This window comes from Mycobacterium sp. 1245805.9 (assembly GCF_001672915.1).
Lineage (GTDB): Bacteria > Actinomycetota > Actinomycetes > Mycobacteriales > Mycobacteriaceae > Mycobacterium.
This window is the reverse complement of sequence record NZ_LZKR01000119.1, coordinates 1-23,118: the sequence shown is the minus strand read 5'-3', so window position 1 is coordinate 23,118 and position 23,118 is coordinate 1. Positions and strand designations below refer to the sequence as shown.

The following is a 23,118-nucleotide window of genomic DNA, read 5'->3' as shown; positions in this document are numbered from 1 at the left end:
GACCTGAACGCCTTCGCCGACGAGGCGATGAGCGCGACGCGACGCTGTTCCTCGCTGGTCGGCCGGTCCGCCGCGCAGCGGGATGAGGTTGGCGCCGGCGAAGCACAGCGACTCGTCGGGGCCGCGGCGCGTCCACAGTTCCCCGCCGATCGAATTGGGTTCGATGCCGTGGTCGGCCACCCGGGCCGCGACCATGCACGAGCCGACCGGGTCGTCGTTGAGCACCCGCCACACCGCGGCGGCGTCGCGCACCACGGACACCCGCCGCTCGCCGACAAGGCGAAAGATGGGCGGAGCCGACATCGGGGAAACTCTCTGTGGTGACGAACTGGCGATCTTAAAAACAGAGCGGGGCGTGGGCCCCTATCAGCTTACGGTCACAATCGGCGAACCGCTCGGTTCTGTTCCCGGATCGGTACCCATTTCCGACGCCAACCGCATGGCCTCCTCGATCAGCGTCTCGACGATCTGGGCCTCCGGCACGGTCTTGATCACCTCGCCGCGAACGAAGATCTGCCCCTTGCCATTTCCCGACGCGACACCCAGGTCGGCCTCGCGGGCCTCGCCCGGCCCGTTGACGACGCAGCCCATCACGGCCACCCGCAGCGGCACGTCGAGCCCGTCCAGGCCGGCGGTGACCGCGTTGGCCAGCGTGTAGACGTCGACCTGCGCGCGACCGCACGACGGGCAGGACACGATCTCGAGGCCGCGGGGCCGCAGGTTCAGCGACTCGAGGATCTGGATGCCGACCTTGACCTCTTCGACCGGCGGCGCCGACAACGACACCCGGATGGTGTCCCCGATGCCCCGCGACAGCAGCGCGCCGAACGCGACCGCCGACTTGATGGTGCCCTGGAACGCCGGGCCGGCCTCGGTGACGCCGAGGTGCAGCGGGTAGTCGCACTGGGCGGCCAGCTGCTCGTAGGCGGCGACCATCACGACGGGGTCGTTGTGCTTGACGCTGATCTTGATGTCGCCGAAGCCGTGCTCCTCGAACAGCGAGGCCTCCCACAGCGCGGACTCGACCAGCGCCTCGGGGGTGGCCTTGCCGTACTTCTCCATGAACCGCTTGTCCAGCGAGCCGGCGTTGACGCCGATGCGGATCGGGATGCCGGCCGCCGCCGCGGCCTTGGCGACCTCGCCGACCCGGCCGTCGAATTCCTTGATGTTGCCGGGGTTCACCCGCACCGCGGCGCAGCCGGCGTCGATGGCAGCGAAGATGTACTTCGGCTGGAAGTGGATGTCGGCGATCACCGGGATCTGGCTGTGCCGCGCGATCTCGGCCAGCGCGTCGGCGTCCTCCTGGCGCGGGCAGGCGACGCGCACGATGTCGCAGCCCGCGGCGGTCAGCTCGGCGATCTGCTGCAGGGTCGTGTTGACGTCGTGCGTCTTGGTGGTGCACATCGACTGCACCGAGATCGGGTGGTCGCTGCCGACGCCGACGTCGCGGACCATCAGTTGGCGCGTCTTGCGGCGGGGCGAGAGCGTGGGGGGTGGGGCGTCCGGTATGCCGAGGCCGATGGTCACTGGAACAGCCTGATCGGGTTGACGAGGTCGGCGGTCACGGTCAGCAGCATGTAGCCGACCACGAACACCAGCACCACGTACGTGGCGGGCATGAGCTTGAGGTAGTTCACCGGCGCGGCCGCGACCATGCCGCGCGCCGACCGGATCAGGTTGCGGATCTTCTCGAATACCGCGATCGCGATGTGGCCGCCGTCGAACGGCAGCAGCGGCACCAGGTTGATGGCGCCCAGGATGAGGTTCAGCTGCGCCAGGAAGAACCAGAACGCCACCCACAACCCGTGGTCGACGGTGTCGCCGCCGATGATGCTGGCGCCGACGACGCTCATCGGCGTTCCCGGGTCGCGTTGTCCGCCGCCGATGGCGTGCACCAGCGCACCGACCTTCGTCGGGATGGTCACCAGCGCCTTGCCCACCTCGACGGTCAGGTCGCCGGCGAATGCGAAGGTGGCCGGAATGGCCGACAGGACGTTGTAGTGCGTCGGCGCCACCCGGACGGTCCCGACCCCGATGGCGCCGACGGTGGCGGCCTCGGGCTGGCCCTTGCCACCCTTGGTCAAAAAGCGCTGGGTGGGGGTGACGTCGACGTACGTGGTGATGGTGGTGCCGTCGCGTTCGACGACGACGGGAACGGTGCCGTGCAGCTTGCGCACCGCGGCGGCCATGTCCTCGAACGTGGACACGGGGGTGTCGCCGACCTTGACGACGACGTCGCCGGGCCGGATCCCGGCGGCCGCCGCCGGACCGGCCCCGGTGCAGTTGCCGAGCTTGCCCGGCGCGGTTTCCGGTGCGACGCAAGCGGTTTCGCCGACGATGGCCTTGGTGGGCGGGTGCAGGTTGGGCAGCCCCCAGACCAGCGCGATGCCGTAGATCAGGACCAGGCAGATGACGAAGTTCATGCCCGGGCCCGCGAACAGCGTGGCCACCCGCTTCCAGGTCGCCTGCTTGTACATGGCGCGGTCGGCCTCGTCGGGCTCGAGGTCCTCGACCGGGGTCATCCCGGCGATGTCACAGAAGCCGCCGAGCGGGACGGCCTTGATGCCGTACTCGATCTCGCCGCGCCGGGTCGACCACAGCGTGGGCCCGAAGCCGACGAAATAGCGCCGCACCTTCATGCCGGTGGCACGCGCGACCCACATGTGGCCGCACTCGTGCAGGGCCACCGAGATCAGGATGGCGAGCGCGAACAGCACAATGCCGATTGCGAACATCATCGGGTTGCCAGGACCTTTCTGACAGCGCGCTGCGCTCGCTCACGTGCCCAGCGCTGCGCGTCCAGTACCTCATCCACGGTAGCGGGTTCCACGGCCCATTGGTCGGCAGCGCGCAGTACCTCGGCGATGGTGCGGACGATCGCGGGGAATCCGATCCGTCCCTGCAGGAACGCCTCGGCCGCTTCCTCGTTGGCCGCGTTGTACACGGCGGTCATGCAGCCACCGGTCTGACCGGCGTGCCGGGCCAGCTCGACGGCGGGGAACACGTCGTTGTCCAGCGGCTCGAATTCCCAGCTAGACGCGGTGGTGAAGTCGCAGGCGGGGGCGGCGCCGGGCACCCGGTCGGGCCAGCCCAACGCCAGCGAGATGGGCAGCTTCATGTCCGGCGGGCTGGCCTGGGCGATCGTCGAGCCGTCGACGAAGGTGACCATCGAATGAACAATCGACTGGGGGTGCACGACGACGTCGATCCGGTCGTAGTCGATGCCGAACAGCAGGTGGGTTTCGATGAGCTCGAGCCCCTTGTTGACCAGCGATGCCGAGTTCAGCGTGTTCATCGGGCCCATCGACCAGGTCGGGTGGGCGCCCGCCTGCTCGGGCGTGACGGCCTCGAGCTCGGCGGCGGCCCAGCCGCGGAACGGGCCGCCCGAGGCGGTCAGCACCAGCTTGGCGACCTCGTCCGCCGCGCCGCCGCGCAGGCACTGGGCCAGCGCGGAATGCTCGGAGTCGACGGGCACGATCTGGCCCGGCCGCCCCGCCCGCAACACCAGCGGCCCGCCGGCGATCAGCGATTCCTTGTTGGCCAGCGCCAGCCGGGCCCCGGAATCGAGCGCGGCCAGCGTCGGGCGCAGGCCCAGCGCGCCGACCAGGGCGTTGAGGACGACATCGGCCTCGGTCTCCTGGACCAGCCGGGTGACCGCCTCCGGGCCGCTGTAGGGAACCTCCCCGACCCGCGCGGCGGCACGCTCGTCGGCGACGGCGATGTTGGTGACGCCGGTCTCGGCGCGCTGACGTGCCAGGGCGTCGGGGTTGGCGCCCCCGGCGGCCAGGCCGACCACCTCGAACCGGTCGGGGTTGGCCGCGATGACCTCCAGCGCCTGGGTGCCGATCGAGCCGGTGCTGCCCAGCACCAGCACGCGCAGGCGCGCCCCGGCAGTCGCGTTAGTCACTCACTCATTGTGCCCGTTCGGTCGCGCGGTGGATGTGCCAGAATCTCTCCTACCAGCCGATCACGAAGGGGAATTCGCCGTGGCCAGTACCGAGGTGGAGCACTACAACGGCGTCGACGTCGCCGAGGTGCCGTCGGCAGCCTGGGGGTGGAGCAAGATCAACGTCCGCACCTGGCACGCGCTCGGGGTGTTCATCGTCGGATTCCTGCTGGCCATGATGTGGGGCAACCACGTCGGCCACGTCGAGAACTGGTTCCTGATCGGCTTTGCCGTCCTCACGCTCGCCGTGCTGGTGCGCGACGTGTGGGGCCGCCGCCGCGGCTGGATCAGGTAGCCGTCGCCGGCTTCATCCGGCGGATCCTCACGTCCCCCGAGCCGCTGCGCACGGTTAGGGCGAACTTTTCGTCGCCCTGCTGCGGCCCGTCCGACGGCTCCAGGTCGCTGCTGACGACGCCCGATCCCGTGACGATGTCCAGCCGGACCGCGGTGCCCTCGGCGATGCCGACCGTGACGTCCCCGCTGCTGGCGTGGGCCGACACACCACCCCGGACGGCGGTCGCGACATCGACCGATCCCGAGGCGGTCCGCGACTTCACGTAGCCGCTCAGCCGGTCGATGGTGAGCGAGCCGCTGGCGGCCTTGAACTTCAGGTCGCCGTCCAGGTCCCCGACCGTCGCATCGCCCGAGGCGGTGGCGATCGACGCGCCGCCGGCCACCACGTGCACGGCGATGGACCCGGATGCGCTGGCGCCCTTGAACTTTCCCGTCACCGAATCGACCTCGACGTTGCCGCTGGCCGACGCGGCCCGGACGTCGCCGAACTCACCCTCGGCGCGCAGATCGGCCGACCCCAGCGACGCGTGCAGCCGCGAGCGCGAGGGCAGCGCGATGTCGATGTCGACGGCGGCGTCCCGAAAATGCGTCGACGCACGCCTGGCGCCGGACACGACGAGCTTGCCGTCGCGGAAGTCCACGCGGGTCTGCTCGGCGGCCGAGACGTCGGCGCTGCGCGATTCGTCGCGGGGCCGCACCTCGACGACGGTGTCGGCGCGGTCGGTGGCCACGAGCCGGACCGAACCGTTCCTCACCTCGATGCTCACCGCGATCGGCTTGGGGGTGGCAAACGTCGGCATTCTGATCTCCTTCGGTGTGTATTCGGTGGTGTCAGCGCACCCAGCCGGTCACGCGGTGGCCGGACGTTCGGCCGGAGCGGACGGAACCGGTCTTGGTCGCGGCCGGACCCTCGCCCTGGCTGGCCATGGCGGCCGCGCGTACCAGCCACCCGTTCAGCGACGCCCCGTCCCTGCGGGCGGCCGACTCGACCGCCGAGCGCAGCCCCTCGGGCAGGCGCAGCGTGACCCGCCAGGTGCCGCCGCCGTCGTCGTCGTATTGCGCGACGAACGCGCTGTCGTCGGGGCCTTCGTCGACCGAACCGCTGACGATGAACTCGGGGTCCCGGCCGCGCAGCCGGACTTCGACGGACGCGGGCGCCAGCTCGCCGGTGATCTCCTCGGCCGCGGCCGACAGGGCTTCCAGCAGCGCCAGCCGCATCGCCGACTCCAACGGCGCGCTCAGTCGCTCGGCGAGCTCCTGTGCTTCCGCGCCGGCGGCCGAGGCGGCGACGAGCAGCTCCCGGCGCACGGCGTCGACGTAGGGTTGCAGATCCATGGTGTCATGGTGACACCATTTTGATGTCGCTGCAAGTGTCGCGATGATGCGGGCGGCGGATCCGCCGGCGCCGCGCGGCGACGAACGCGCCGGCCACCAGGGCGACGAGGGCCACCGCCCAGGGCAGGACGCCGTGTTGGTGCACCCAGCCGGCCAGCGCCCCCTGCAGGCGGCCGGCGGAGCGGATCACCACGTCGTCGGGGCTGGCGTTCGTGTTGAACAGGCGCAGCTCGTAGACGCCGTAGTAGCCGACGTACAGCCCGACCAGCACCAGCAGCGCGCCCCCGATCCGGTTGACGAACGGCAGGGCGCGGCACAGCCGGTCGGCCAGCGCCGAACTCGCCGTCGCGGCGGCGACGGCGAGGACGCCCACCACCAGCGTCAGGCCCGCGACGTACGCGAGGTAGACCGACGCGCCGGTGGCCAGCGACCCGCCCCGGAAGCCGGCGGCCGTGACCGCCAGGAAGGGCCCGATCGTGCAGGACAGCGACGCGATCGCATAGCTGACGCCGTAGGAGTACATGGAGCCCAGCCGCACCGTCGGCGCCCACCGCGGTCCCAGCCGGCGTGGCGTCAGTGCCGTCAACTCCCGGCCCGACAGCAGCCAAATGCCAAGCGCGACAAGCACAATGCCAATGACCACGGTCGCGTACGGCAGGTATCGCTGCACGGTCGAGGCCGCCGATATGGTCAGCGCGCCGAACAACCCGAACACCGTCAGGAAGCCGAGGGCCATGCCGACCGTCGCCGCGACCGCGCGGCCGACCGGGGCCAGGCCGCGCCGTTGGGCGTCCTGCCCGCGCACCACGAGGAGCAGGTACGCGGGCAGCATGGCGAACCCGCACGGGTTCAGCGCCGCGACCAATCCGGCGGCGAACGCCAGACCGACCAGACCGCCATCCACGGGGTCAGCGCAGCGCGGCCACCCGGCCGGCCAGCTCGTCCTGGGGCATGGCCGCGGTGGGGTTGTTCACGAACGTCGAGCTGCCGTCGGCCCGGTAGAACACCCAGGCCGGCTGCCAGGGCACGTTGTAGCGGGCCCAGATCGAGCCGTTGGCGTCGTTGAGGTTGGTGAAATTCAGGTTGTACTTGGAGACGAAGTTCTGCATCGCCCCCACGTCGGAATGCGCCGCGACGCCGACGAAGGTGACGCCGGGATTGGCGGCGGCCACCTGGCTGACGCCGGGGGCCTCGGCGTTGCAGAACGGGCACCACGGCGTCCAGAACCACAGCACCGCCGGTTTGCCCTGCAGGCTGGCGCCGTTGAACGGCGCACCGCTGAGCGTGGTGGCGCTGAATTGCAGGCGGTCGTCGGCGGCCGCCGAGCGTGGCGCGTCGGCGAGCCCGAATATCAGGGCGGCGGCGAAAAGCGCCGCGGCAAAGAGCTTGAGCGGAGTCAAGAGCCGGAACATCATGGCATCACCTCGTTTGCTGGTTATGCCTAAGAGACGCGGTGGACGCCTTCGCGGTTCACCCTTTGCGGCGGCGGGTCGCCGGCCGGGCCCCGTATCGCCGAGCGTGAAGCCACTGAGAAAAACTCGACGGACACCCGCCACAGCTTCACGCTCGGCGCTAGCTGCCCTCCGCGGCCAGCTGTCCACAGGCGGCGCTGATCTCGCGCCCGCGCGTGTCGCGCACCGTGCAGGAGACGCCCTTCGATCGCACCCGCCGGACGAACTCGCGCTCCACCGCCTTCGGGCTGGCGTCCCAGTCGCTGCCCGGGGTGGGGTTGAGCGGGATGAGGTTCACGTGCACCAGCGGGCCGAGCGCGCCGTGCAGCCGCTTGCCCAGCAGGTCGGCCCGCCAGGGCTGGTCGTTGACGTCGCGGATCAGCGCGTACTCGATCGATACCCGCCGGCCGGTCACGTCGGCGTAGTAGCGGGCCGCGTCGAGGGCCTCGGCGATCTTCCACCGGTTGTTGACCGGGACGAGCGTGTCGCGCAGTTCGTCGTCGGGCGCGTGCAACGACAGCGCCAGGGTGACCCCGAGCCGCTCGTCGGCGAGTTTGCGGATCGCGGGGACCAGGCCAACGGTGGACACCGTCACGGAGCGCGCCGAAATCCCGAAGCCCTGCGGCGGCGCCTCCGTGATGCGCCGCACCGCGGCCAGCACCCGGTTGTAGTTCGCCAGCGGCTCCCCCATGCCCATGAAGACCACGTTCGACAGCCGGTCACCGAACTCGTCGCGCAGCTCCGCCGCGCCGGCGCGCACCTGCTCGAGGATCTCGGCGGTGGAGAGGTTCCGGGTCAGGCCGCCCTGGCCGGTGGCGCAGAACGGGCACGCCATGCCGCAGCCGGCCTGCGACGAGATGCACACCGTGTTGCGGTCCGGGTAGCGCATCAACACCGACTCGACGGTGGCGCCGTCGAGGGCCCGCCACAACATCTTTCGCGTCTGCCCGGCATCGCAGGTGACTTCGGCGGCCGCGGTGAGCAGGGTGGGGAACATCGCCTCGGCGATCACGTCGCGCACGGCCGCCGGCAGGTCGGTCATCTCCCGCGGGTCGGCGATCAGCCGCCCGTAGTACTGGTGCGCGAGCTGCTTGGCGCGAAAAGCCGGCAGGCCCAGCTCCGCGACTGCCGACGCGCGGCCGGCGGCGTCGAGGTCGGCCAGGTGCCGCGGCGGCTTGCTCGGGCGCGGCTCGGTGAACACCAATTGTTGGACCATGACCTGTCCAGTATCCCGGGTTAGGGCACCAGGGTGAGCACGATCCACGCCGCGACGGCCGACGGCAGGACGCCGTCGAGGCGATCCATCAGACCGCCGTGGCCGGGCAGCAGTCGGCCCATGTCCTTGATGCCGAGGTCGCGCTTCACCTGTGACTCGACCAGGTCGCCCAGCGTGCAGGTCATCACGAGGACGACGCCCAGCAGCGCGCCGATCCACAACGGCTTCTCGGCCAGGAAGGTCGCGGTCAGGATCGCGGCGGTGATGCCGAAGACCAGCGATCCGACCAACCCCTCCCAGGACTTCTTCGGGCTGATCGCCGGGACCATCGGGTGCTTGCCCAGCAGCACGCCCACGGCATAGCCCCCCACGTCGGACGCGACGACGGTGATCATCAGGCAGAACACCCGTCCGGCGCCGTCCTTCGGGTAGACCAGCAGCGCGGCGAAGGAGGCGAACAGCGGGACCCAGGCGGCCAGGAAGACCGTGGCGGACGCGTCGCGCAGGTAGTTCGCCGACGGCGATCCGGCGAACGGCTCGGGCTGGTGGCTGTTGTCCTGCATGAACAGCCGCCAGACGTTGCAGGCCACCACGGTCGCCGCGAAGCCGGCCAGCGCGCCGGCGGCGTGGAAGGGCCACGTCAGCCACACGGTGACCTGCCCGCCGATCAGCAGCGGGATGAGCGGGATGACGTAGCCGGCCTCGCGCAGCCGGCGTACCACCTCGTGGCTGGCCACCAGAATGGCCCCGGCGCAGTAGAGCACCCACACGTGCGGGGCGAAGATCAGCGTCACGACGAGAACGGCGCCGATGCTGACGCCCACGGCGATCGCGGCGCGCAGGTCGCGCCCCGCCCGCGACGTCTTGGTGGACGACCGCTGCGTGGGGTTCTTCGGCGGACGCGCGGGCTCGTCGGGCGGAGTGCCTGCGCCGGTGGTTGCCACGGACATGATTGCTGAGCGGCCGCTAGACCTCCAGCAGCTCGCCTTCTTTGTGCTTGACCAGCTCATCGATCTGTGTGACGTACTGATGGGTGGTCTTGTCCAAGTCCTTCTCGGCCCGGCCGACCTCGTCCTCGCCGGCCTCGCCGTCCTTGCGGATCCGGTGCAGCTCCTCCATCGCCTTGCGACGGATGTTGCGCACCGACACGCGGGCCTCTTCCCCCTTGTGTTTGGCCTGCTTGACCAGCTCGCGGCGGCGCTCCTCGGTGAGCTGCGGCACCGCCACACGGATCAAGGTGCCGTCGTTGGTCGGATTGACCCCCAGGTCGGAGTTGCGGATCGCCGTCTCGATGGCATGCAGCTGGCTGGTCTCGTAGGGCTTGATGACCACGAGACGCGCCTCGGGGACGTTGATGCTGGCCAACTGCGTGATCGGCGTGTTAGTGCCGTAGTAGTCGATGACGATCCGGTTGAACATGCCCGGGTTGGCGCGACCGGTTCGGATGGTGGACAGGTCGTCGCGGGCTACGGATACGGCCTTTTCCATTTTCTCTTCCGCGTCGAAGAGAGCCTCGTCGATCATTTTCCGCGTCTTCCCCTCAGGTGGTGACCAGTGTTCCGATCTTCTCACCAGCGACCGCACGAGCGATATTCCCGTTAGTCAGCAGGTTGAACACCAGGATCGGCATGCCATTGTCCATGCACAGGCTGAACGCCGTGGCATCGGCCACGCGCAGCCCGCGATCGATGACCTCGCGATGGCTGATCGCGGTGATCAGCTCGGCCTCGGGGTGGTGCCGCGGATCGGCGGAGAACACGCCGTCGACCGCCTTGGCCATCAAGACCACCTCGGCGCCGATCTCCAGCGCCCGCTGCGCGGCCGTGGTGTCGGTGGAGAAGTACGGCAGGCCCATGCCGGCGCCGAAGATCACCACCCGGCCCTTTTCCAGGTGGCGCACGGCGCGCAGCGGCAGGTAGGGCTCGGCGACCTGACCCATGGTGATCGCGGTCTGGACGCGCGTGACGATGCCCTCCTTTTCCAGGAAATCCTGCAGGGCGAGGCTGTTCATGACGGTGCCGAGCATGCCCATGTAGTCCGACCGGGTGCGCTCCATGCCGCGCTGCTGGAGCTGCGCGCCACGGAAGAAGTTCCCGCCGCCGATCACCACCGCGACCTGGACGCCGCCGCGGACCACCTCCGCGATCTGGCGGGCAACCTGCGCCACCACGTCGGGGTCCAGGCCCACCTGGCCGCCGCCGAACATTTCACCGCCGAGCTTGAGCAACACCCTCGAGTACTTGGATCGGCTCTCCGGCTGGCCGGAAGCCCCATTCGTCGGCTCCGTCATCAGACTCCTCGCATGAGAGTGCCATCCCGGGGCGCACTCTCATCCGGAACGGCATTTCACATCCTGCCTCATCGCAGCACAATGTTGCGTCGGCGGGGTGCATTATCTGCGCAGTTGGCGATTTCCTTCGGCTGTCGGATGTTTGGGCGAGCGGCGGGGCGGGGAATCCGCACCAACGCGGGGGGCTAACCGACGGTCTTGAGAATAAGGGCCAAGCCTCGCCGTGTGACGGGGCCGATCGCTTGGGCGGTCGGCGTTGAGCGGGAATCGCTCAACCATGCACGCCAATGAGGAGGAACAGATCCATGGCGGACAACAAATCAGGACCTGCCGAAGCCGTTAAGGGCGTCGTCGAGGACGTCAAGGGCAAGGCCAAGGAAGCAGTCGGCGCGGTGACCGGTCGGGACGACCTCACGCGCGAGGGCGAGGCCCAGCAGGACAAGGCGGAAGCCCAGCGCGACGCGGCGAAGAAGGAAGCGCAGGCGGAGGCCGCTCGCGGCGGCGCCGAGGCGGCCGAGGAGCGTCAGAAGGCCAATCAGTAGAGCTCGTCGCTGAAAGATGGGTCCGGTCCGCGCCAGCGGGCCGGACCCATTGACATTCCAGGGTCCGGTCCGTGAAAACGGGCCGGACCCATCGGCTTTCCGGGGCAGAATCTTGATCCTGTGCACACGCGCAATAAACTTTGCTTGGATCTGCTCTGAATGGGGTACTCAGCGCTGCGCTGGCAGACATCTCACCGTGAGGTGCCTACGGGTGGGGGGCGATGACAAACTCACGAGTTTGGAGATGTCGTTGGAAGTTCTACTACTTACCGATGCAGTCGATTTCGAATCGGCCCTGCCCAACCTGAGGTCGTTCACCCAGACCGTGCGGCGCGCCCCCCTGACCGGCCACGTCGACGGGCACCGCGGCAGCGCCGACGTCGCGATCATCGACGCGCGCACCGACCTCGACGCGGCCAGGGCCGCCTGCCGGCGGCTGACGGCCGACGCACCGTCCATCGCGGTGGTTGCCGTGGTGACGCCAACGGACTTCGTGGCGGTGGACGTGGACTGGCACTTCGACGACGTGCTGCTGCCCGCCGCCGGGGCCGACGAACTGCAGGCCCGGCTGCGGCTGGCGATCTCGCGCCGGCGCAGCGCGATGGACGGCAGCCTGAAATTCGGCGACCTCGTGCTGCACCCGGCCAGCTTCACGGGCACGCTGAACGGCGAGGACCTGGGCCTGACGCTCACCGAGTTCAAGTTGTTGAATTTCCTTGTGCAACATGCCGGCCGGGCGTTCACGCGCACCCGGCTGATGCACGAGGTGTGGGGTTACGACTGCAACGGCCGGGTCCGGACGGTCGACGTTCACGTGCGGCGCCTGCGCGCCAAGCTCGGCCCGGAACACGAATCGATGATCGACACGGTCCGCGGCGTCGGTTACATGGCGCCCACTCCGCCGCAACCGCAATGGATCGTCAGCGGCGCGACGCTGACCCCCGTCTGGACGTCGACCGCGCGGCCGGCGACGGATCCCGTCGCTCAATAGCCCTGCCGCGCAGCGGCTTTCGCGGCGAATCAGCCAAACAGCGGTAATGCCCGCTTGCGCGCCAGCGCGTCCATGCCATCCTGGATGGTGTCTTCGACCTCTTGGTACTTGCGGTCGATGTACTCGTCGTCGTCGGCGCGCGCGGGATCATGGTCGAGCTCAACGGCCGGCATGAAGCGGGTCCTGATCTTGGCCGGCAGCGGCAGTTGGGGCAGCGCCGCCGGAGCGATCCCCCACGGCAGCGAGACCGCCAGCGGGAACACCTTGAGCCGCAGCACCCGGTCGAGCTTGAGCGCCTTGGACAGCCGGTCGCCGCGGATCAGCACCGGCATGGCGTCGGCGCCGCCGACGGTCGCGATCGGCACGATCGGCACCCCGGCGCGAATCGCCATTTTCACGAAGCCCTTTCGGCCCGCCAGGTTGGCGCGATCGCGTTCGCGCCACGGTCGCAGCGAGTCCACTTCCCCGCCGGGCCACAGCGCCACGTCGCGGCCCTCCGCCAACGCGGTGGCGATGGCGTCCGGCGCGGCGGGCAGCACGCCCATGCACCGGAAGTACCGCCCGAACAGCGGGATGGCCATCAACGCGTCGTGCGCCGTGCCGTGCAGCGGGCGGTCCTCGCCGAAACGCCGCCACCATTGCAGGCCCACGGTCCAGGCGTCCCAGACGAACGGGGCGCCCGAGTGGATGCCCACCAACAGAACCGGCGGCTCAGGGATGTTCTCCCAGCCGTCGATCTCCATGCGGAACCAGTAGTCCACCAGCACATTCCAGAAAAACTTCTGGCGCTGCATGGTGGCTTCGTCCTGCCCGCTGAGGTCCCATTCGCCGGCGCGCTTGGCGAGCCAGCCGCTGATACCGCCGTCCTGCCGGCTGCGCCGCTCGTCCATGGTGACCCGCGCCCGCCTGGCGTGGAGCTTCGCTTGCGCACGTACTTCCGCTGGTCTGTGATCGGGGTTACTCATGGGTTTCGGATACCCGATTCCGGCGCTGGGGATTCGCGCGTACGCAAATCTCCCCGCGCTATCGGGGTAGCGCGGGGAGATGTTTGCAACCGGATCAGGTGTGCGGCGCCGGGGCGGGCGGCTGGCCCGGTGCCGGGCTCGCGTTCGGCGGGACGCCCGGAGCCGCGCCGCCAGGCACGTTCGACGTCCAGATCAGGATGTCCTGCAATCCGTCGTTGTAGACGACGCCGTTCGGGGGCGCGCCGGTCACGTCGAAGTACAGCGTTCCGGTCGACTCTTGGCCCTGCGGGATCGGCGCCGGGTTCAAACTGCCCGGGGCGCCGGGCTTGTCGATCAGCTTGTAAGTCTGACCGTTGGGCCCGCGGGCGCTGAAGTCCTTGACCATCGGGGTGACGATCCCGGCGTCCGACCTGGCCGTGATGTCGGCCTGGTACAGCGTCCCCTTGGGGGTGTAGCCGGGAATCGAAACGTTGCTCGGCTGCAGGTTGCTCACCGTGTAGTTGGTGATCATGGGCCCGTCGACGAGCTGTTCGCTGGTGCCGAACCCCTGGATGTTGGGCGCAGCGGAAGCGGTTGCTGCCGCCAATAGGCCCGCAGCGGCCATACCGCCGGCAGCAATTGCACTCTTTAGGGCCGTTGTGGTGACCTTCATGGTTTTCCTTTCGTGTCTAACACCCACGCAGGGCGATACCCACTGGGCCTCGCATAACCCTTTGGTTCCGCCGCTAAACACAAATGAATGCGCCGCAGCGCTTTTCGAGCCACAGAAACCACATGGGCCTCATTGGTTTGTCGCCTGCGGTGATTATTTACGGCGGCATGGGGTAGCCGCAGCCAAGAACTCACCTGATATCACTCGAAAGGGGAAGCGGCAATGAGCTTTCCGGCTCAGCAACAAAAAGTTCCGGGCCTGCAGTCTGAAATGAAGCCGATTCCGGACTGCGGCGAAAAAAGTTACCGGGGTTCGGGAAAACTGACCGGCAAAAAGGCGATCGTCACCGGCGGCGATAGCGGGATCGGCCGCGCGGTCGCCATCGCGTTTGCCCGCGAAGGCGCCGACGTGCTCATCTCCTACCTCAACGAGGACGACGACGCGCGCGACGTGGCCCGCTATGTCGAAGACGCGGGACGCAAGTGCGTGCTGGTCCCCGGCGACCTGTCCGACCCGGCCCACTGCCGCGCCGTCGTCGACCGGGCGGTAAAGGAATTAGGCGGCGTCGACATCCTCGTCAACAACGCCGCCTACCAGATGATGCACAAGGACCTCGAGGAGATCAGCGACGAGGAATGGGACTACACCTTCCGGCTCAACGTCGGCGCCTACTTCTACCTCGCCAAGGCGGCGCTGCCGCACATGCGGCCTGGCTCGTCGATCATCGGCAGTTCCTCGGTCAACTCCGACACGCCCAACCCCACCCTGGCGCCCTACGCGGCGACCAAGGCGGCCATCGCGAACTTTTCGGCGAGCCTGGCACAGCTGTTGGGCGACAAGGGAATCCGTGTCAACAGCGTGGCCCCGGGCCCGATCTGGACGCCGCTGATCCCGTCGACGATGCCGCCGGACAGCGTGGAATCCTTCGGGGACAACGTGCCGCTGGGGCGCGCCGGCCAGCCGGCGGAGCTGGCGCCCGTCTACGTGCTGCTGGCCTCCGACGACGCGAGTTACATCTCCGGGGCCCGGGTGGCGGTGACCGGCGGCCGGCCGATTCTGTAGTGAATCGCGCTCAGGGACCGCGGTATTCGTCGGCGATGGTCACCGAAGCCGCGACCTGGCCCACGTTGTTGTAGGTCTCGGGCGGGATGCCGCGCAGCGCGCGGACGGTGTCGTCGTCGCAGCCGTTGCGGTCGGCGGCGTCGAGCAGGTCTTGCTTGTTGGCCGGAAAGTCCACGTCGTTGAGGCACTTTCGGAGTTGACTGCGGGTAGTAGACGCGACCATGGCTCTCGGGATGCCCAGCGAATGTCGGCCTAAACACGCCGAATTCAGCGGCCGCGCACCCGCCGGTTTTCCTTCACGATCGCGTCGACGAGCTCCGATTTGCTCATCGACGACCGGCCGCGCACGTTGAGGCGGCGCGCAACGTCGAGCAGGTGCGTCTTGCTGGCGTTGGCGTCGACGCCCTCGGCCGAGCGGCCGGTGTTACGCGGGCCGCCCCCCTCGGCCAGCTCGTCCGACGGCCCCTTCTCCTCCTTGGGCTCCCAGTGGTCGCCGACCTTTTCGAAGCTGTGCTTGAGCGCCGAGTAGGCCACCCGGTGGGCGCGCTCCTCGTCGCCGTATTGCTCGGCCGCCGAGTCGTGGCTCTTGGCGAACGTGCGTTGCGCTTTGGCGTCGGAACGCTGCAGGGTGCTCGGCAATTCGCCCTGCTTCGGCGCGCCGCCCTTCGTGGTCTTGGGCATCGCTCCTCCTCGTGTCAGCCCTCGGTGATCTGCTGCGCCTTGGCGTAGGCGAGCTGCAGGAAGTCCGCGCCGGCCAGGGCTGTGAAGGTTCCCGCAATCAGGCGGGTCAACCTCGGCGCGAAGATCAGCCCGATGACGAACCCGGTGGCCACCCACATGTCGAGGCAGAAGGGGCAGGTCACGAGCTCGCCGAGGCTGTGGCGCAGCGCGCTGCTGTGCCGGGTTTCCTCCATCACCTCGGCCGGGCCGCCCGAACCCGCGTAGTGCGCGAAGGGGGCCCGCAAGGGGCTGGTGACCGCGTCCTTGGAGATCGTGCGCGACAGCTTGTGGGTGCCGATTGTGACGGTGACGAGGTCCTGCAGGCTCCAGCGCTGCGGCAGCCTGCGCCCGGTCGCCGCGGCCAAAACGCCGGTGAGCGCGACCAACAGGCCGTAGATGCCCAGGACCACGGAGTAGCCCTCCAGCGGTCGGGGGTTGTCCCCGCGGTACGTGTCGGCCTCGCGCCGCGCGCGTTCGGCCACCCGTTCGGTAACTTCGGTTGCTTCGCCCATGGGCGTGGGTTACCCCTTTGGGCCCGGGAAAATCACGACGGGGCCGCACCGGCCGACGTCCGCGGCGGCGTGCCCGGGATATGTCAAGATCGCTGACATGGGTGGTCAGGTTGAAGACGCTCCGCTCGGTTACCTGCTGTACCGGGTGCAAGCCGTGCTGCGGCCGGAGGTTTCCGCGGTGCTCGGTCCCCTGGGCCTGACCCTGCCCGAATTCGTTTGCATGCGCATCCTTTCGATGAACCCGGGCATGTCCAGCGCGGAATTGTCCCGGCACACGAACGTCACACCGCAGGCGATGAACACCGTGCTGCGCGGGCTGCAAGACGTCGGCGCGGTGGAACGGCCGGCGTCGGTTTCCTCGGGCCGGGCGTTACCGGCCACGCTGACGGTTCAGGGCCGCGCGCTGCTGAAGCGCGCGGAAGCCGCGGTCCGGACCGCCGACGCCCGGGTATTGAGCAAGCTGACCGAGGCGCAGCGGCGGGAGTTCAAGCGCACGCTCGAAAAGCTCGGATCCGACTGACGCGCCGATCGCGAGGGCGGCGAAGCCGGGCGCTGGGGGTACCCCCGCGGAGCTGGGGGACGGGTCGTCGCCATCAAGCTAGCGCTACGCCTGGATGCGAGCCCACGGGCGGGCTTCCTCGAGTTCGTAGGCCAGCTCCAGCAGCAGCGATTCCTGGCCGATGTCGGCCGAGAGCATCATGCCCACCGGCATGCCGTCGGCGGACTGCGCGAGCGGCAGCGAGATCGCCGGCTCGCCGGTGACGTTCTGCAGCGGGGTGAACGAGACCCAGTCGATCAGCCGCGCGATGACCTGGTGGTAGTCGGTGGGCGCCAGGTGCCCGATGCGAGGCGTCTCGTCGGCGAGGGTAGGCGTGAGCACCGCGTCGTGGGTGCCGAAGAACCGCGCGGTCCGCCGCCGAGCCCCGCGCAGGCGCAGGATGGCCAGCGGCAGCCGGTGCAGGTTGCGGACGCAGTGCCGCTCCAGGCCCAGGGTCAGGCCGTCCAGCCGCGTGCGGTCGAACGTCTTGCCGAACATCCGCGGGCCGCCGCGGACCTGCGCCAGCGCCAGGAAACCCCAATACAGCACGAAGTCGTCGACGAAGCTGGCCGCCACCGGCGGCTCGTCGATGTGTTCGACGCGGTGGCCCAGCTCCTCGAGCAGCGCGGCCGACTTGAGCGTCAGCTCCCGCACCTGCGGGCTGCTGTCCCGTTGCACCGATCGGGTCAGCACGGCGATCCGCAGCCGCTGCCGGCCGGGCCCGGTCACGTCGCCGACCGGCGCCAGCTTGGGGTTGCGCCAGGCGCGCTCGGCCTCGCGGTAGAACGCCGCCGTGTCGCGCACCGAGCGCGTCACCACGCCGTTGGCGACGACGCCCACCGGCATCCGGCGCAGGTGCACGTCCAGCGGCAACCGGCCGCGCGACGGCTTCAGCCCAACCAGCCCGTTGCAGGCCGCCGGGATACGGATCGAGCCGCCACCGTCGTTGGCGTGCGCGATCGGCACCACCCCCGCGGCCACGAACGCGCCGGATCCCGACGACGAGGCGCCCGCGCTGTAGTCGGTGTCCCACGGGTTGCGGACCGGACCCAGGCGCGGATGCTCGGCGGCCGCGCTGAAGCCGAACTCCGACAACTGCGTCTTGCCGACGGGTGTCAGCCCGATGTCGAGAAACACCCGGGTGACCTCGCTGTCGACGGTGGCGTTCCACGGCGTCCACGCGTCGGTGCCGTGCATCGTCGGCTGGCCCGCGATGTCGATGTTGTCCTTGATGAACGTCGGGACGCCGCCAAAGAAGCCGTCGGGCGGGGCGGCCGACGCGGCGGCCCGCGCCTGGTCGAACGCCGCGTAAGCCAGGCCATTAAGGGCCGGGTCGACGGCCTCGGTGCGCGCGATGGCGGCCTCGATGACCTCGGCTCTCCCGACCGAGCCGGCCCTTAAGGCGTCGGCCAGGCCGACCGCGTCGAGATCACCGAGGGCATCGTCTCCGAAAGCGTGCACGCGTCGCATGACACGACGCTAGCTGCTCGCGCTATGTGGCTAGGCCTGGCCCACCTCGAAGCGAACGAACCGCGTCACGGTGACGCCGGCCTCGTCGAGCAGGGCCTTGACGGTCTTCTTGTTGTCGGACACCGACGGCTGCTCGAGCAGCACCGAGTCCTTGAAGAAACCGTTGAGCCGGCCCTCGACGATCTTGGGCAGCGCCTGCTCCGGCTTGCCCTCGGCCTTGGCGGTCTCCTCGGCGATGCGGCGCTCGCTGGCCACGACCTCCTCGGGCACGTCGTCGCGGGACAGGTAGCGCGCCTTGAGCGCGGCGATCTGCAGCGCGACGGCGTGTGCGGCTTCTTTTTCTGCGGCGCTTCCGCCGCCCTCGTATTCAACCAGCACGCCGACCGCGGGCGGCAGGTCCGCCGCGCGCTTGTGCAGGTAGGTCTCGACGGTGCCGTCGAAGAACGCGACGCGGCGCAGCTCAAGCTTCTCGCCGATCTTGGCCGACAGGTCGGCGATGGCTTGCTCGACCGTCGTCGCACCGGTGCTGGCCGCCTTCAGGGCGTCGACGTCGGTGGCCCGGGCGGACGCCGCGGCGCCCACCACGTCGTTGGCCAACTTCTGGAACTCGGCGTTCTTGGCGACGAAGTCGGTCTCGGAGTTGAGCTCGATGAGCGCGCCGCCCTTGGCCGCGACGAGGCCCTCGGCCGTGGCCCGCTCGGCGCGCTTGCCGACGTCCTTGGCGCCCTTGATCCGCAGCGCCTCGACGGCCTTGTCGAAGTCGCCGTCAGTCTCGGCCAGCGCGTTCTTGCAGTCCAACATGCCGGCGCCGGTCAGCTCCCGAAGCCGCTTGACATCGGCAGCGGTGAAATTCGCCATTTCAGCCTTCCGTGGGGGTTGTTTCGGGTGCGCCCGCGTCGGTGGGGGCGGTGGTGGCGGCCGTCGTCGTCGCGGAGGCCAGCAGCTCCTGCTCCCATTCCGCGAGCGGCTCGGCGGACTCCGCCTCGGGCTTGCCGTCGCCGCGGCCCAAGCCGGCGCGGGCCTGCAGGCCCTCGGCGACCGCGGACGCGATCACCTTGGTCAGCAGCGCCGCCGAGCGGATCGCGTCGTCGTTGCCCGGGATCGGGTAGTCGACCTCGTCGGGGTCGCAGTTGGTGTCCAGGATCGCGATGACGGGGATGCCCAGCTTGCGGGCCTCGCCGACGGCGATGTGCTCCTTGTTGGTGTCGACGACCCAGATCGCCGACGGCACCTTGTTCATGTCGCGGATGCCGCCGAGGCTGCGCTCCAGCTTGTTCTTCTCCCGGGTCAGGCCCAGGATCTCCTTCTTGGTGCGGCCCTCGAAGCCGCCGGTCTGCTCCATCGCCTCGAGCTCCTTGAGGCGCTGCAGCCGCTTGTGCACCGTGGAGAAGTTGGTGAGCATGCCGCCCAGCCAGCGCTGGTTGACGTACGGCATGCCGACGCGGGTCGCCTCGGCCGCGACCGATTCCTGCGCCTGCTTCTTGGTGCCGACGAACAGCACCGACCCACCGTGGGCGACGGTCTCCTTGACGAACTCGTACGCCTTGTCGATGAAGGTCAGCGTCTGCTGCAGGTCGATGATGTAGATGCCGTTGCGGTCGGTGAAGATGAACCGCTTCATCTTGGGATTCCAGCGACGGGTCTGATGCCCGAAGTGGGTGCCGCTGTCAAGCAGCTGCTTCATGGTTACGACAGCCATTGCCGCCATTCCTTTGTTGTCGGTTGTCGCCCGGCATCGGGTGAGGCCGGGCCCTGGCGCCTGCTGAGATGTCGAACCCTTATTCGGGACCGCTCGGCATCCGGTTGTTGTGCAGACACGCGAAGTCAGCCCGTTTACACGGACCGCGGAAAGGAGTTTACACCGCTTTGCCAGGTGCTTTATCCACAGCGCTGGCTGGCCCGATCAGCGAAGCGGCGCTGAACTGGTGCCGTGCGGTGGACAGCGGTGGTGCTGATGCTAGGGCTGGTCAGCGCGGTGCCGGCGGTCGCCGACGATGTGCGGCTGGACTGGCCGCTGCGGCCGCCGCCGGCGGTCGCCCGCGGATTCGACGCGCCCTCGCCCGACTGGAATCCCGGCCACCGCGGCGTCGACCTCCCCGGGAATCCCGGCCAGCCGGTGTACGCCGCCGGCCCGGCGACCGTGATCTTCGCCGGGGTGCTGGCCGGCCGGCCGGTGGTGTCGCTGGCCCATCCCGGCGGCCTGCACACCAGCTACGAGCCGGTCCAAGCCGTCGTGCGGGTGGGCCAGGCGGTGACGGCGGAGACGGTGATCGGCGCGCTGGTGGCGGGGCACGCCGGCTGCCGGGCCGCGGCATGCCTGCACTGGGGCGCGATGTGGGGCCCGGCGTCGAACGCCGAGTACGTCGACCCGCTGGGGCTGCTGAAGTCGACGCCGATCCGGTTGAAGCCGCTCACCGGGTGAGCCTGCGGTTTTTGCGTGTGAGCCCACGGCTTCGCGTGTGCGCTCAGCGCGGGCCGCCCCGGCGTGTCGCCGCCGGAGGTTCACGCGCGACGCCGTCGATTCACACTCAAGCCCGCGGGTGGGCCTGGTCGTGCACCGCCCGCAGCCGCGACACCGCGACATGGGTGTAGAGCTGGGTGGTCGCCAGGCTGGAATGGCCGAGCAACTCCTGGACGACCCGCAGGTCGGCCCCGCCTTCGAGCAGGTGGGTGGCCGCGCTGTGGCGCAGGCCGTGCGGTCCCATGTCGGGCGCGCCGTCGACCGCGGCGACGGTCTGGTGCACGACGGTGCGGGCCTGGCGCACGTCGAGCCGCCGGCCGCGCGCGCCCAGCAGCAGCGCCGGCCCGGACTCCGCGGTCACCAGGGCGGGACGCCCATCGGCCAGCCACGCGTCCAGCGCCTCGGCGGCCGGCGCCCCGAACGGCGCGCTGCGCTGCTTGTTGCCCTTGCCGAGCACGCGCACCAGCCGATGCCGGGTGTCCACGTCGTCGACGTCCAGGCCACACAGCTCGCTCACCCGAATGCCGGTGGCGTACAACATCTCGACGATCAGCCGGTCCCGCAGGGCCAGCGGATCCCCTTGTTGGGCACCGGATTTCGCGGCCGCCATGGCCTGCAGGGCCTGGTCCTGGCGCAGCACCGACGGCAGGGTGCGGTGCGCCTTGGGTACCTGCAGCCGGGCGGCGGGGTCCGCGGTGAGCAGGCCGCGGCGCACCGCCCAAGCGGTGAACGCCTTGACCGCCGAGGTGCGGCGGGCCAGCGTCGTGCGGGCGGCGCCGGCCCCCGCGGCCGAGGCCAGCCAGGCCCGCAGGACCGGCAGGCTGAGGCTTTCCATGCCCTCCTCGTTTTGAGGCCCGTCGAGGAACGCGAACAGCGAGCGCAGGTCGCCAAGGTATGCCCGACGGGTGTGCGCCGAGCGGTTGCATTGCAGCGCGAGGTACTGGTCGAACTCCTCGAGGATCGCCTCCACGCCCTTACGGTCGCAGGCGGCGGGCGGAGGGCTCAGGTGACGCGCCGGAGCGTTTCCGGGGTGAGATCTTTCAGCGTGGGATAGCCGTCGACGGCCATGATCAGGTCGGCCTCAGCGAGCATGGTGCGCAGCACGTGCACGACGCCGTCGACGCCGCCCAAAGCCAGGCCGTAGGCGTACGGGCGGCCGATGCCCACCGCGGTGGCGCCCAGCGCCAGCGCCTTGATGATGTCGGCGCCGCTGCGGATGCCCGAGTCGAACAGCACGGGCAGCCCGCCGGCCGCCTCGACCACCCCGGGCAGGCAGTCGATCGCGGGCAGGCCGCCGTTGGCCTGCCGGCCGCCGTGGTTGGAGCAGTAGATGCCGTCGACGCCGCCGTCGCGGGCGCGCCGGTCGTCGTCGGGATGGCAGATGCCCTTGACCAGCAGCGGCAGCTCGGTCAGCGAGCGCAGCCACGGCAGGTCATCCCAGGTCAGCGCGTTTCCGAACAGCTGTATCCAGCGCAGCACCGCACCCTGCGGGTCCTCCTCGGGCGGCCGCGCCAGGCCGGCGCGGAACACCGGGTCGCTGGTGTAGTTGGCCAGGCAATGCCCGCGCAGTTGGGGAAAGTTCGACGTGCTCAGGTCGCGCGGGCGCCACCCGGTGACCCAGGTGTCGAGGGTGACGACGATGCCCTTGAAACCGGCCGCCTCGGCGCGGTGCACCAGGCTGGCGGCCGCGTCGCGGTCGGTCGGCGTGTAGAGCTGGAAGAAGCCGGGCGTGTCGCCGAGGGCGGCGGCGACGTCTTCCATCGGGTCGACCGTCAGGGTCGAGGCCACCATCGGCACACCCGTGCGGGCGGCCGCGCGGGCCGTGGCCAGGTCGCCGTGGCCGTCCTGGGCACAGAGGCCGATGACCCCGATGGGCGCCATGAAGACCGGCGACGGCAGCGTCATGCCGAACAGCTCGACGGACAGATCGCGCTGGGCCGCGCCGACGAACATGCGCGGGATGAGGCCCCAGCCCTCGAAGGCCGTGCAGTTGGCGCGCTGCGTGCGCTCGTCACCGGCCCCGCCCGCGACGTAGGACCAGACCGACGGCGGCAGCGCGGCGGCGGCCTTGGCCTCCAACTCGGAGAACACCATCGGAAACTGCGGGACCACGCCGGCCAGGCCCTGCAGGTAGATCTCGTTCTGGTAGTCCCCGAAATGCGCCATGGCGGCGTTAAGTCCCCGCCTCCGCCTCGGCCAGCTCTTTTTTCCACTGCCGGAACGTCTCCTCGGTGCGGCCGCGCCGCCAGTAACCCGAGATCGACGACGCCCATTTGGCGTCCACGCCGCGCTCCTTGCGGATGTAGGGCCGCAGGTTGTGCATGACGGTCTGCGCCTCGCCGTGGATGAACACGTGCACCTGCCCGGGCAGCCACAGGGCGGTGGTGACCGCCTCGATCAGCGGCGCGAAATCACCGGCGCGATCCTCGGGCACCAGGTCGGCGCGCCCGCCGCGGTAGACCCAGCTCACCTCGACGTTTTCCGGTGCGGTCAGCGGGATCTCGTCTTGCTGGCCGGCGACGAGTCGGCGCTCCCGGCCATCGCCACGGCGCTGGAAGCCTTGCCTCCCAACGCCGTTGGCAAGGCGTTCATCGAGGTCGCCGGCCAGCAAGACGAGATCCCGCTGACCGCACCGGAAAACGTCGAGGTGAGCTGGGTCTACCGCGGCGGGCG

Annotated in this window: 28 protein-coding genes and 2 pseudogenes; 7 read left to right on the top strand and 23 right to left on the bottom strand. The window is 69.7% G+C overall.

From position 1 onward, the window contains the following. From A9X00_RS16605 to dxr, 4 genes are all read right to left on the bottom strand, one after another. A partial coding sequence (locus tag A9X00_RS16605) for a DUF4081 domain-containing protein (protein WP_156772126.1) occupies window positions 1–303 on the bottom strand: 303 nt, incomplete at its 3' end. Between the two features lie 63 nt (window positions 304–366). Further along, window positions 367–1,527 (bottom strand): flavodoxin-dependent (E)-4-hydroxy-3-methylbut-2-enyl-diphosphate synthase, encoded by a 1,161-nt coding sequence (gene ispG / locus A9X00_RS16600; protein ID WP_067155471.1) that lies wholly within the window; start codon window positions 1,525–1,527, stop codon window positions 367–369. Continuing rightward, entirely contained in the window at window positions 1,524–2,738 is a 1,215-nt protein-coding gene (locus A9X00_RS16595) for an RIP metalloprotease (protein ID WP_067155468.1), read from the bottom strand. The genes ispG and A9X00_RS16595 overlap by 4 nt, the downstream gene beginning before the upstream one ends. Then, on the bottom strand, window positions 2,735–3,907 hold the full coding sequence (gene dxr, locus A9X00_RS16590) for a 1-deoxy-D-xylulose-5-phosphate reductoisomerase (RefSeq protein WP_067155466.1): 1,173 nt from the start codon (window positions 3,905–3,907) through the stop codon (window positions 2,735–2,737). The genes A9X00_RS16595 and dxr overlap by 4 nt, the downstream gene beginning before the upstream one ends. Window positions 3,908–3,986: 79 nt before the next feature. On the opposite strand from dxr, the gene A9X00_RS31385 reads away from it, so the two are divergent. Further along, the gene (locus A9X00_RS31385) at window positions 3,987–4,241 is read left to right on the top strand and encodes a DUF2631 domain-containing protein (RefSeq protein ID WP_067155463.1); all 255 of its coding nucleotides are present in this window, start codon (window positions 3,987–3,989) and stop codon (window positions 4,239–4,241) included. Here A9X00_RS31385 and A9X00_RS16580 read toward each other — a convergent pair. The 8 genes from A9X00_RS16580 to pyrH form a co-directional block, all read right to left on the bottom strand. After that, the gene (locus tag A9X00_RS16580; protein WP_082975337.1) at window positions 4,234–5,040 is read right to left on the bottom strand and encodes a DUF4097 family beta strand repeat-containing protein; all 807 of its coding nucleotides are present in this window, start codon (window positions 5,038–5,040) and stop codon (window positions 4,234–4,236) included. The two genes, A9X00_RS31385 and A9X00_RS16580, sit on opposite strands and share 8 nt — an antisense overlap. Before the next feature lie 31 nt (window positions 5,041–5,071). Then, window positions 5,072–5,575, bottom strand: a complete 504-nt coding sequence (locus A9X00_RS16575) for a histidine kinase (protein ID WP_067155457.1) — start codon at window positions 5,573–5,575, stop codon at window positions 5,072–5,074. 4 nt (window positions 5,576–5,579) lie between these two features. Beyond that, a complete protein-coding gene (locus A9X00_RS16570) occupies window positions 5,580–6,479 on the bottom strand; it encodes a cytochrome c biogenesis CcdA family protein (protein WP_067155454.1) in 900 nt (299 codons plus the stop codon). Window positions 6,480–6,483: 4 nt separating this feature from the next. After that, on the bottom strand, window positions 6,484–6,990 hold the full coding sequence (locus tag A9X00_RS16565; protein WP_067155451.1) for a protein disulfide oxidoreductase: 507 nt from the start codon (window positions 6,988–6,990) through the stop codon (window positions 6,484–6,486). Between the two features lie 157 nt (window positions 6,991–7,147). Next, entirely contained in the window at window positions 7,148–8,242 is a 1,095-nt protein-coding gene (gene rlmN / locus A9X00_RS16560; RefSeq protein ID WP_067155448.1) for a 23S rRNA (adenine(2503)-C(2))-methyltransferase RlmN, read from the bottom strand. Window positions 8,243–8,262: 20 nt separating this feature from the next. Next, window positions 8,263–9,192: a phosphatidate cytidylyltransferase gene (locus tag A9X00_RS16555; protein WP_067155445.1), complete on the bottom strand. Its 930-nt coding sequence runs from the start codon at window positions 9,190–9,192 to the stop codon at window positions 8,263–8,265. A gap of 16 nt (window positions 9,193–9,208) precedes the next feature. After that, on the bottom strand, window positions 9,209–9,766 hold the full coding sequence (gene frr, locus A9X00_RS16550; RefSeq protein ID WP_067014923.1) for a ribosome recycling factor: 558 nt from the start codon (window positions 9,764–9,766) through the stop codon (window positions 9,209–9,211). Between the two features lie 16 nt (window positions 9,767–9,782). After that, a complete protein-coding gene (gene pyrH, locus A9X00_RS16545; RefSeq protein ID WP_066930239.1) occupies window positions 9,783–10,532 on the bottom strand; it encodes a UMP kinase in 750 nt (249 codons plus the stop codon). A gap of 305 nt (window positions 10,533–10,837) precedes the next feature. On the opposite strand from pyrH, the gene A9X00_RS16540 reads away from it, so the two are divergent. Both A9X00_RS16540 and A9X00_RS16535 read left to right on the top strand, forming a co-directional pair. Beyond that, window positions 10,838–11,074, top strand: coding sequence for a CsbD family protein (locus A9X00_RS16540; protein ID WP_066930240.1), 237 nt, complete (start codon window positions 10,838–10,840; stop codon window positions 11,072–11,074). A gap of 244 nt (window positions 11,075–11,318) precedes the next feature. Then, window positions 11,319–12,065: a response regulator transcription factor gene (locus tag A9X00_RS16535; RefSeq protein ID WP_067155442.1), complete on the top strand. Its 747-nt coding sequence runs from the start codon at window positions 11,319–11,321 to the stop codon at window positions 12,063–12,065. 29 nt (window positions 12,066–12,094) lie between these two features. Here the strand turns inward: A9X00_RS16535 and A9X00_RS16530 are convergent, their stop codons facing one another. Continuing rightward, window positions 12,095–13,030 (bottom strand): lysophospholipid acyltransferase family protein, encoded by a 936-nt coding sequence (locus A9X00_RS16530; protein ID WP_067155439.1) that lies wholly within the window; start codon window positions 13,028–13,030, stop codon window positions 12,095–12,097. Window positions 13,031–13,124: 94 nt separating this feature from the next. Beyond that, window positions 13,125–13,682, bottom strand: coding sequence for an MPT63 family protein (locus A9X00_RS16525; protein ID WP_067155437.1), 558 nt, complete (start codon window positions 13,680–13,682; stop codon window positions 13,125–13,127). A 222-nt stretch (window positions 13,683–13,904) separates the two neighbouring features. Here A9X00_RS16525 and A9X00_RS16520 point away from each other — a divergent pair, with 222 nt between their 5' ends. Then, a complete protein-coding gene (locus A9X00_RS16520; protein ID WP_067155434.1) occupies window positions 13,905–14,744 on the top strand; it encodes an SDR family oxidoreductase in 840 nt (279 codons plus the stop codon). A gap of 10 nt (window positions 14,745–14,754) precedes the next feature. Here the strand turns inward: A9X00_RS16520 and A9X00_RS29990 are convergent, their stop codons facing one another. The 3 genes from A9X00_RS29990 to A9X00_RS16510 all read right to left on the bottom strand — a co-directional run bounded on the left by A9X00_RS29990 (window position 14,755) and on the right by A9X00_RS16510 (window position 15,976). Continuing rightward, window positions 14,755–14,919: a DUF2795 domain-containing protein gene (locus A9X00_RS29990; RefSeq protein ID WP_197515190.1), complete on the bottom strand. Its 165-nt coding sequence runs from the start codon at window positions 14,917–14,919 to the stop codon at window positions 14,755–14,757. A gap of 92 nt (window positions 14,920–15,011) precedes the next feature. Next, window positions 15,012–15,425: a ChaB family protein gene (locus A9X00_RS16515; RefSeq protein WP_067155432.1), complete on the bottom strand. Its 414-nt coding sequence runs from the start codon at window positions 15,423–15,425 to the stop codon at window positions 15,012–15,014. Window positions 15,426–15,439: 14 nt separating this feature from the next. Then, window positions 15,440–15,976, bottom strand: coding sequence for a DUF1360 domain-containing protein (locus tag A9X00_RS16510; protein WP_067155429.1), 537 nt, complete (start codon window positions 15,974–15,976; stop codon window positions 15,440–15,442). 97 nt (window positions 15,977–16,073) lie between these two features. Between A9X00_RS16510 and A9X00_RS16505 the strand changes: the two genes are divergently transcribed. After that, entirely contained in the window at window positions 16,074–16,496 is a 423-nt protein-coding gene (locus A9X00_RS16505; RefSeq protein ID WP_067155426.1) for a MarR family winged helix-turn-helix transcriptional regulator, read from the top strand. Between the two features lie 84 nt (window positions 16,497–16,580). Here A9X00_RS16505 and A9X00_RS16500 read toward each other — a convergent pair whose 3' ends face one another. Genes A9X00_RS16500 through rpsB form a run of 3 tightly spaced genes read right to left on the bottom strand, consistent with a single transcriptional unit; the run spans window position 16,581 to window position 19,683 of the window. Beyond that, on the bottom strand, window positions 16,581–17,984 hold the full coding sequence (locus A9X00_RS16500; protein WP_067155423.1) for an amidase: 1,404 nt from the start codon (window positions 17,982–17,984) through the stop codon (window positions 16,581–16,583). Between the two features lie 30 nt (window positions 17,985–18,014). After that, window positions 18,015–18,842, bottom strand: a complete 828-nt coding sequence (gene tsf / locus A9X00_RS16495; RefSeq protein ID WP_067155420.1) for a translation elongation factor Ts — start codon at window positions 18,840–18,842, stop codon at window positions 18,015–18,017. A gap of 1 nt (window position 18,843) precedes the next feature. Further along, window positions 18,844–19,683 carry a 30S ribosomal protein S2 gene (gene rpsB, locus A9X00_RS16490; protein ID WP_067155417.1) on the bottom strand — a complete coding sequence of 280 codons (840 nt, stop codon included), beginning with the start codon at window positions 19,681–19,683 and terminating at the stop codon, window positions 18,844–18,846. Between the two features lie 270 nt (window positions 19,684–19,953). Here rpsB and A9X00_RS16485 point away from each other — a divergent pair. Then, window positions 19,954–20,400, top strand: a pseudogene (locus tag A9X00_RS16485) (M23 family metallopeptidase); the annotation flags it as partial. Window positions 20,401–20,512: 112 nt separating this feature from the next. On the opposite strand, the gene A9X00_RS16480 reads toward A9X00_RS16485, so the two are convergent. The 3 genes and pseudogenes from A9X00_RS16480 to A9X00_RS16470 all read right to left on the bottom strand — a co-directional run. After that, entirely contained in the window at window positions 20,513–21,415 is a 903-nt protein-coding gene (locus tag A9X00_RS16480; RefSeq protein ID WP_067155411.1) for a tyrosine recombinase XerC, read from the bottom strand. A gap of 32 nt (window positions 21,416–21,447) precedes the next feature. Continuing rightward, a complete protein-coding gene (locus tag A9X00_RS16475; protein WP_067155408.1) occupies window positions 21,448–22,611 on the bottom strand; it encodes an alpha-hydroxy-acid oxidizing protein in 1,164 nt (387 codons plus the stop codon). A 7-nt stretch (window positions 22,612–22,618) separates the two neighbouring features. Then, window positions 22,619–22,969: pseudogene (locus A9X00_RS16470) on the bottom strand (siderophore-interacting protein); the annotation flags it as partial. On the opposite strand from A9X00_RS16470, the gene A9X00_RS29985 reads away from it, so the two are divergent. Continuing rightward, the coding region (locus tag A9X00_RS29985) for a siderophore-interacting protein (protein ID WP_369830760.1) at window positions 22,952–23,118 on the top strand (167 nt) is incomplete at its 3' end. The pseudogene A9X00_RS16470 and the gene A9X00_RS29985 overlap by 18 nt on opposite strands.

Bases quoted from the DNA above. Each gene is read 5' to 3' on its own strand.
- A9X00_RS16565 (WP_067155451.1), bottom strand. From the start codon at position 6,990: ATGATGTTCCGGCTCTTGACTCCGCTCAAGCTCTTTGCCGCGGCGCTT.
- A9X00_RS16510 (WP_067155429.1), bottom strand. From the start codon at position 15,976: ATGGGCGAAGCAACCGAAGTTACCGAACGGGTGGCCGAACGCGCGCGG.
- A9X00_RS16580 (WP_082975337.1), bottom strand. From the start codon at position 5,040: ATGCCGACGTTTGCCACCCCCAAGCCGATCGCGGTGAGCATCGAGGTG.
- A9X00_RS16515 (WP_067155432.1), bottom strand. From the start codon at position 15,425: ATGCCCAAGACCACGAAGGGCGGCGCGCCGAAGCAGGGCGAATTGCCG.
- A9X00_RS16540 (WP_066930240.1), top strand. From the start codon at position 10,838: ATGGCGGACAACAAATCAGGACCTGCCGAAGCCGTTAAGGGCGTCGTC.
- rpsB (WP_067155417.1), bottom strand. From the start codon at position 19,683: ATGGCTGTCGTAACCATGAAGCAGCTGCTTGACAGCGGCACCCACTTC.
- A9X00_RS16505 (WP_067155426.1), top strand. From the start codon at position 16,074: ATGGGTGGTCAGGTTGAAGACGCTCCGCTCGGTTACCTGCTGTACCGG.
- A9X00_RS16575 (WP_067155457.1), bottom strand. From the start codon at position 5,575: ATGGATCTGCAACCCTACGTCGACGCCGTGCGCCGGGAGCTGCTCGTC.
- A9X00_RS16520 (WP_067155434.1), top strand. From the start codon at position 13,905: ATGAGCTTTCCGGCTCAGCAACAAAAAGTTCCGGGCCTGCAGTCTGAA.
- frr (WP_067014923.1), bottom strand. From the start codon at position 9,766: ATGATCGACGAGGCTCTCTTCGACGCGGAAGAGAAAATGGAAAAGGCC.
- A9X00_RS16535 (WP_067155442.1), top strand. From the start codon at position 11,319: ATGTCGTTGGAAGTTCTACTACTTACCGATGCAGTCGATTTCGAATCG.
- rlmN (WP_067155448.1), bottom strand. From the start codon at position 8,242: ATGGTCCAACAATTGGTGTTCACCGAGCCGCGCCCGAGCAAGCCGCCG.
- pyrH (WP_066930239.1), bottom strand. From the start codon at position 10,532: ATGACGGAGCCGACGAATGGGGCTTCCGGCCAGCCGGAGAGCCGATCC.
- tsf (WP_067155420.1), bottom strand. From the start codon at position 18,842: ATGGCGAATTTCACCGCTGCCGATGTCAAGCGGCTTCGGGAGCTGACC.
- A9X00_RS16525 (WP_067155437.1), bottom strand. From the start codon at position 13,682: ATGAAGGTCACCACAACGGCCCTAAAGAGTGCAATTGCTGCCGGCGGT.
- A9X00_RS16500 (WP_067155423.1), bottom strand. From the start codon at position 17,984: ATGCGACGCGTGCACGCTTTCGGAGACGATGCCCTCGGTGATCTCGAC.
- A9X00_RS16475 (WP_067155408.1), bottom strand. From the start codon at position 22,611: ATGGCGCATTTCGGGGACTACCAGAACGAGATCTACCTGCAGGGCCTG.
- A9X00_RS16595 (WP_067155468.1), bottom strand. From the start codon at position 2,738: ATGATGTTCGCAATCGGCATTGTGCTGTTCGCGCTCGCCATCCTGATC.
- A9X00_RS16530 (WP_067155439.1), bottom strand. From the start codon at position 13,030: ATGAGTAACCCCGATCACAGACCAGCGGAAGTACGTGCGCAAGCGAAG.
- A9X00_RS16555 (WP_067155445.1), bottom strand. From the start codon at position 9,192: ATGTCCGTGGCAACCACCGGCGCAGGCACTCCGCCCGACGAGCCCGCG.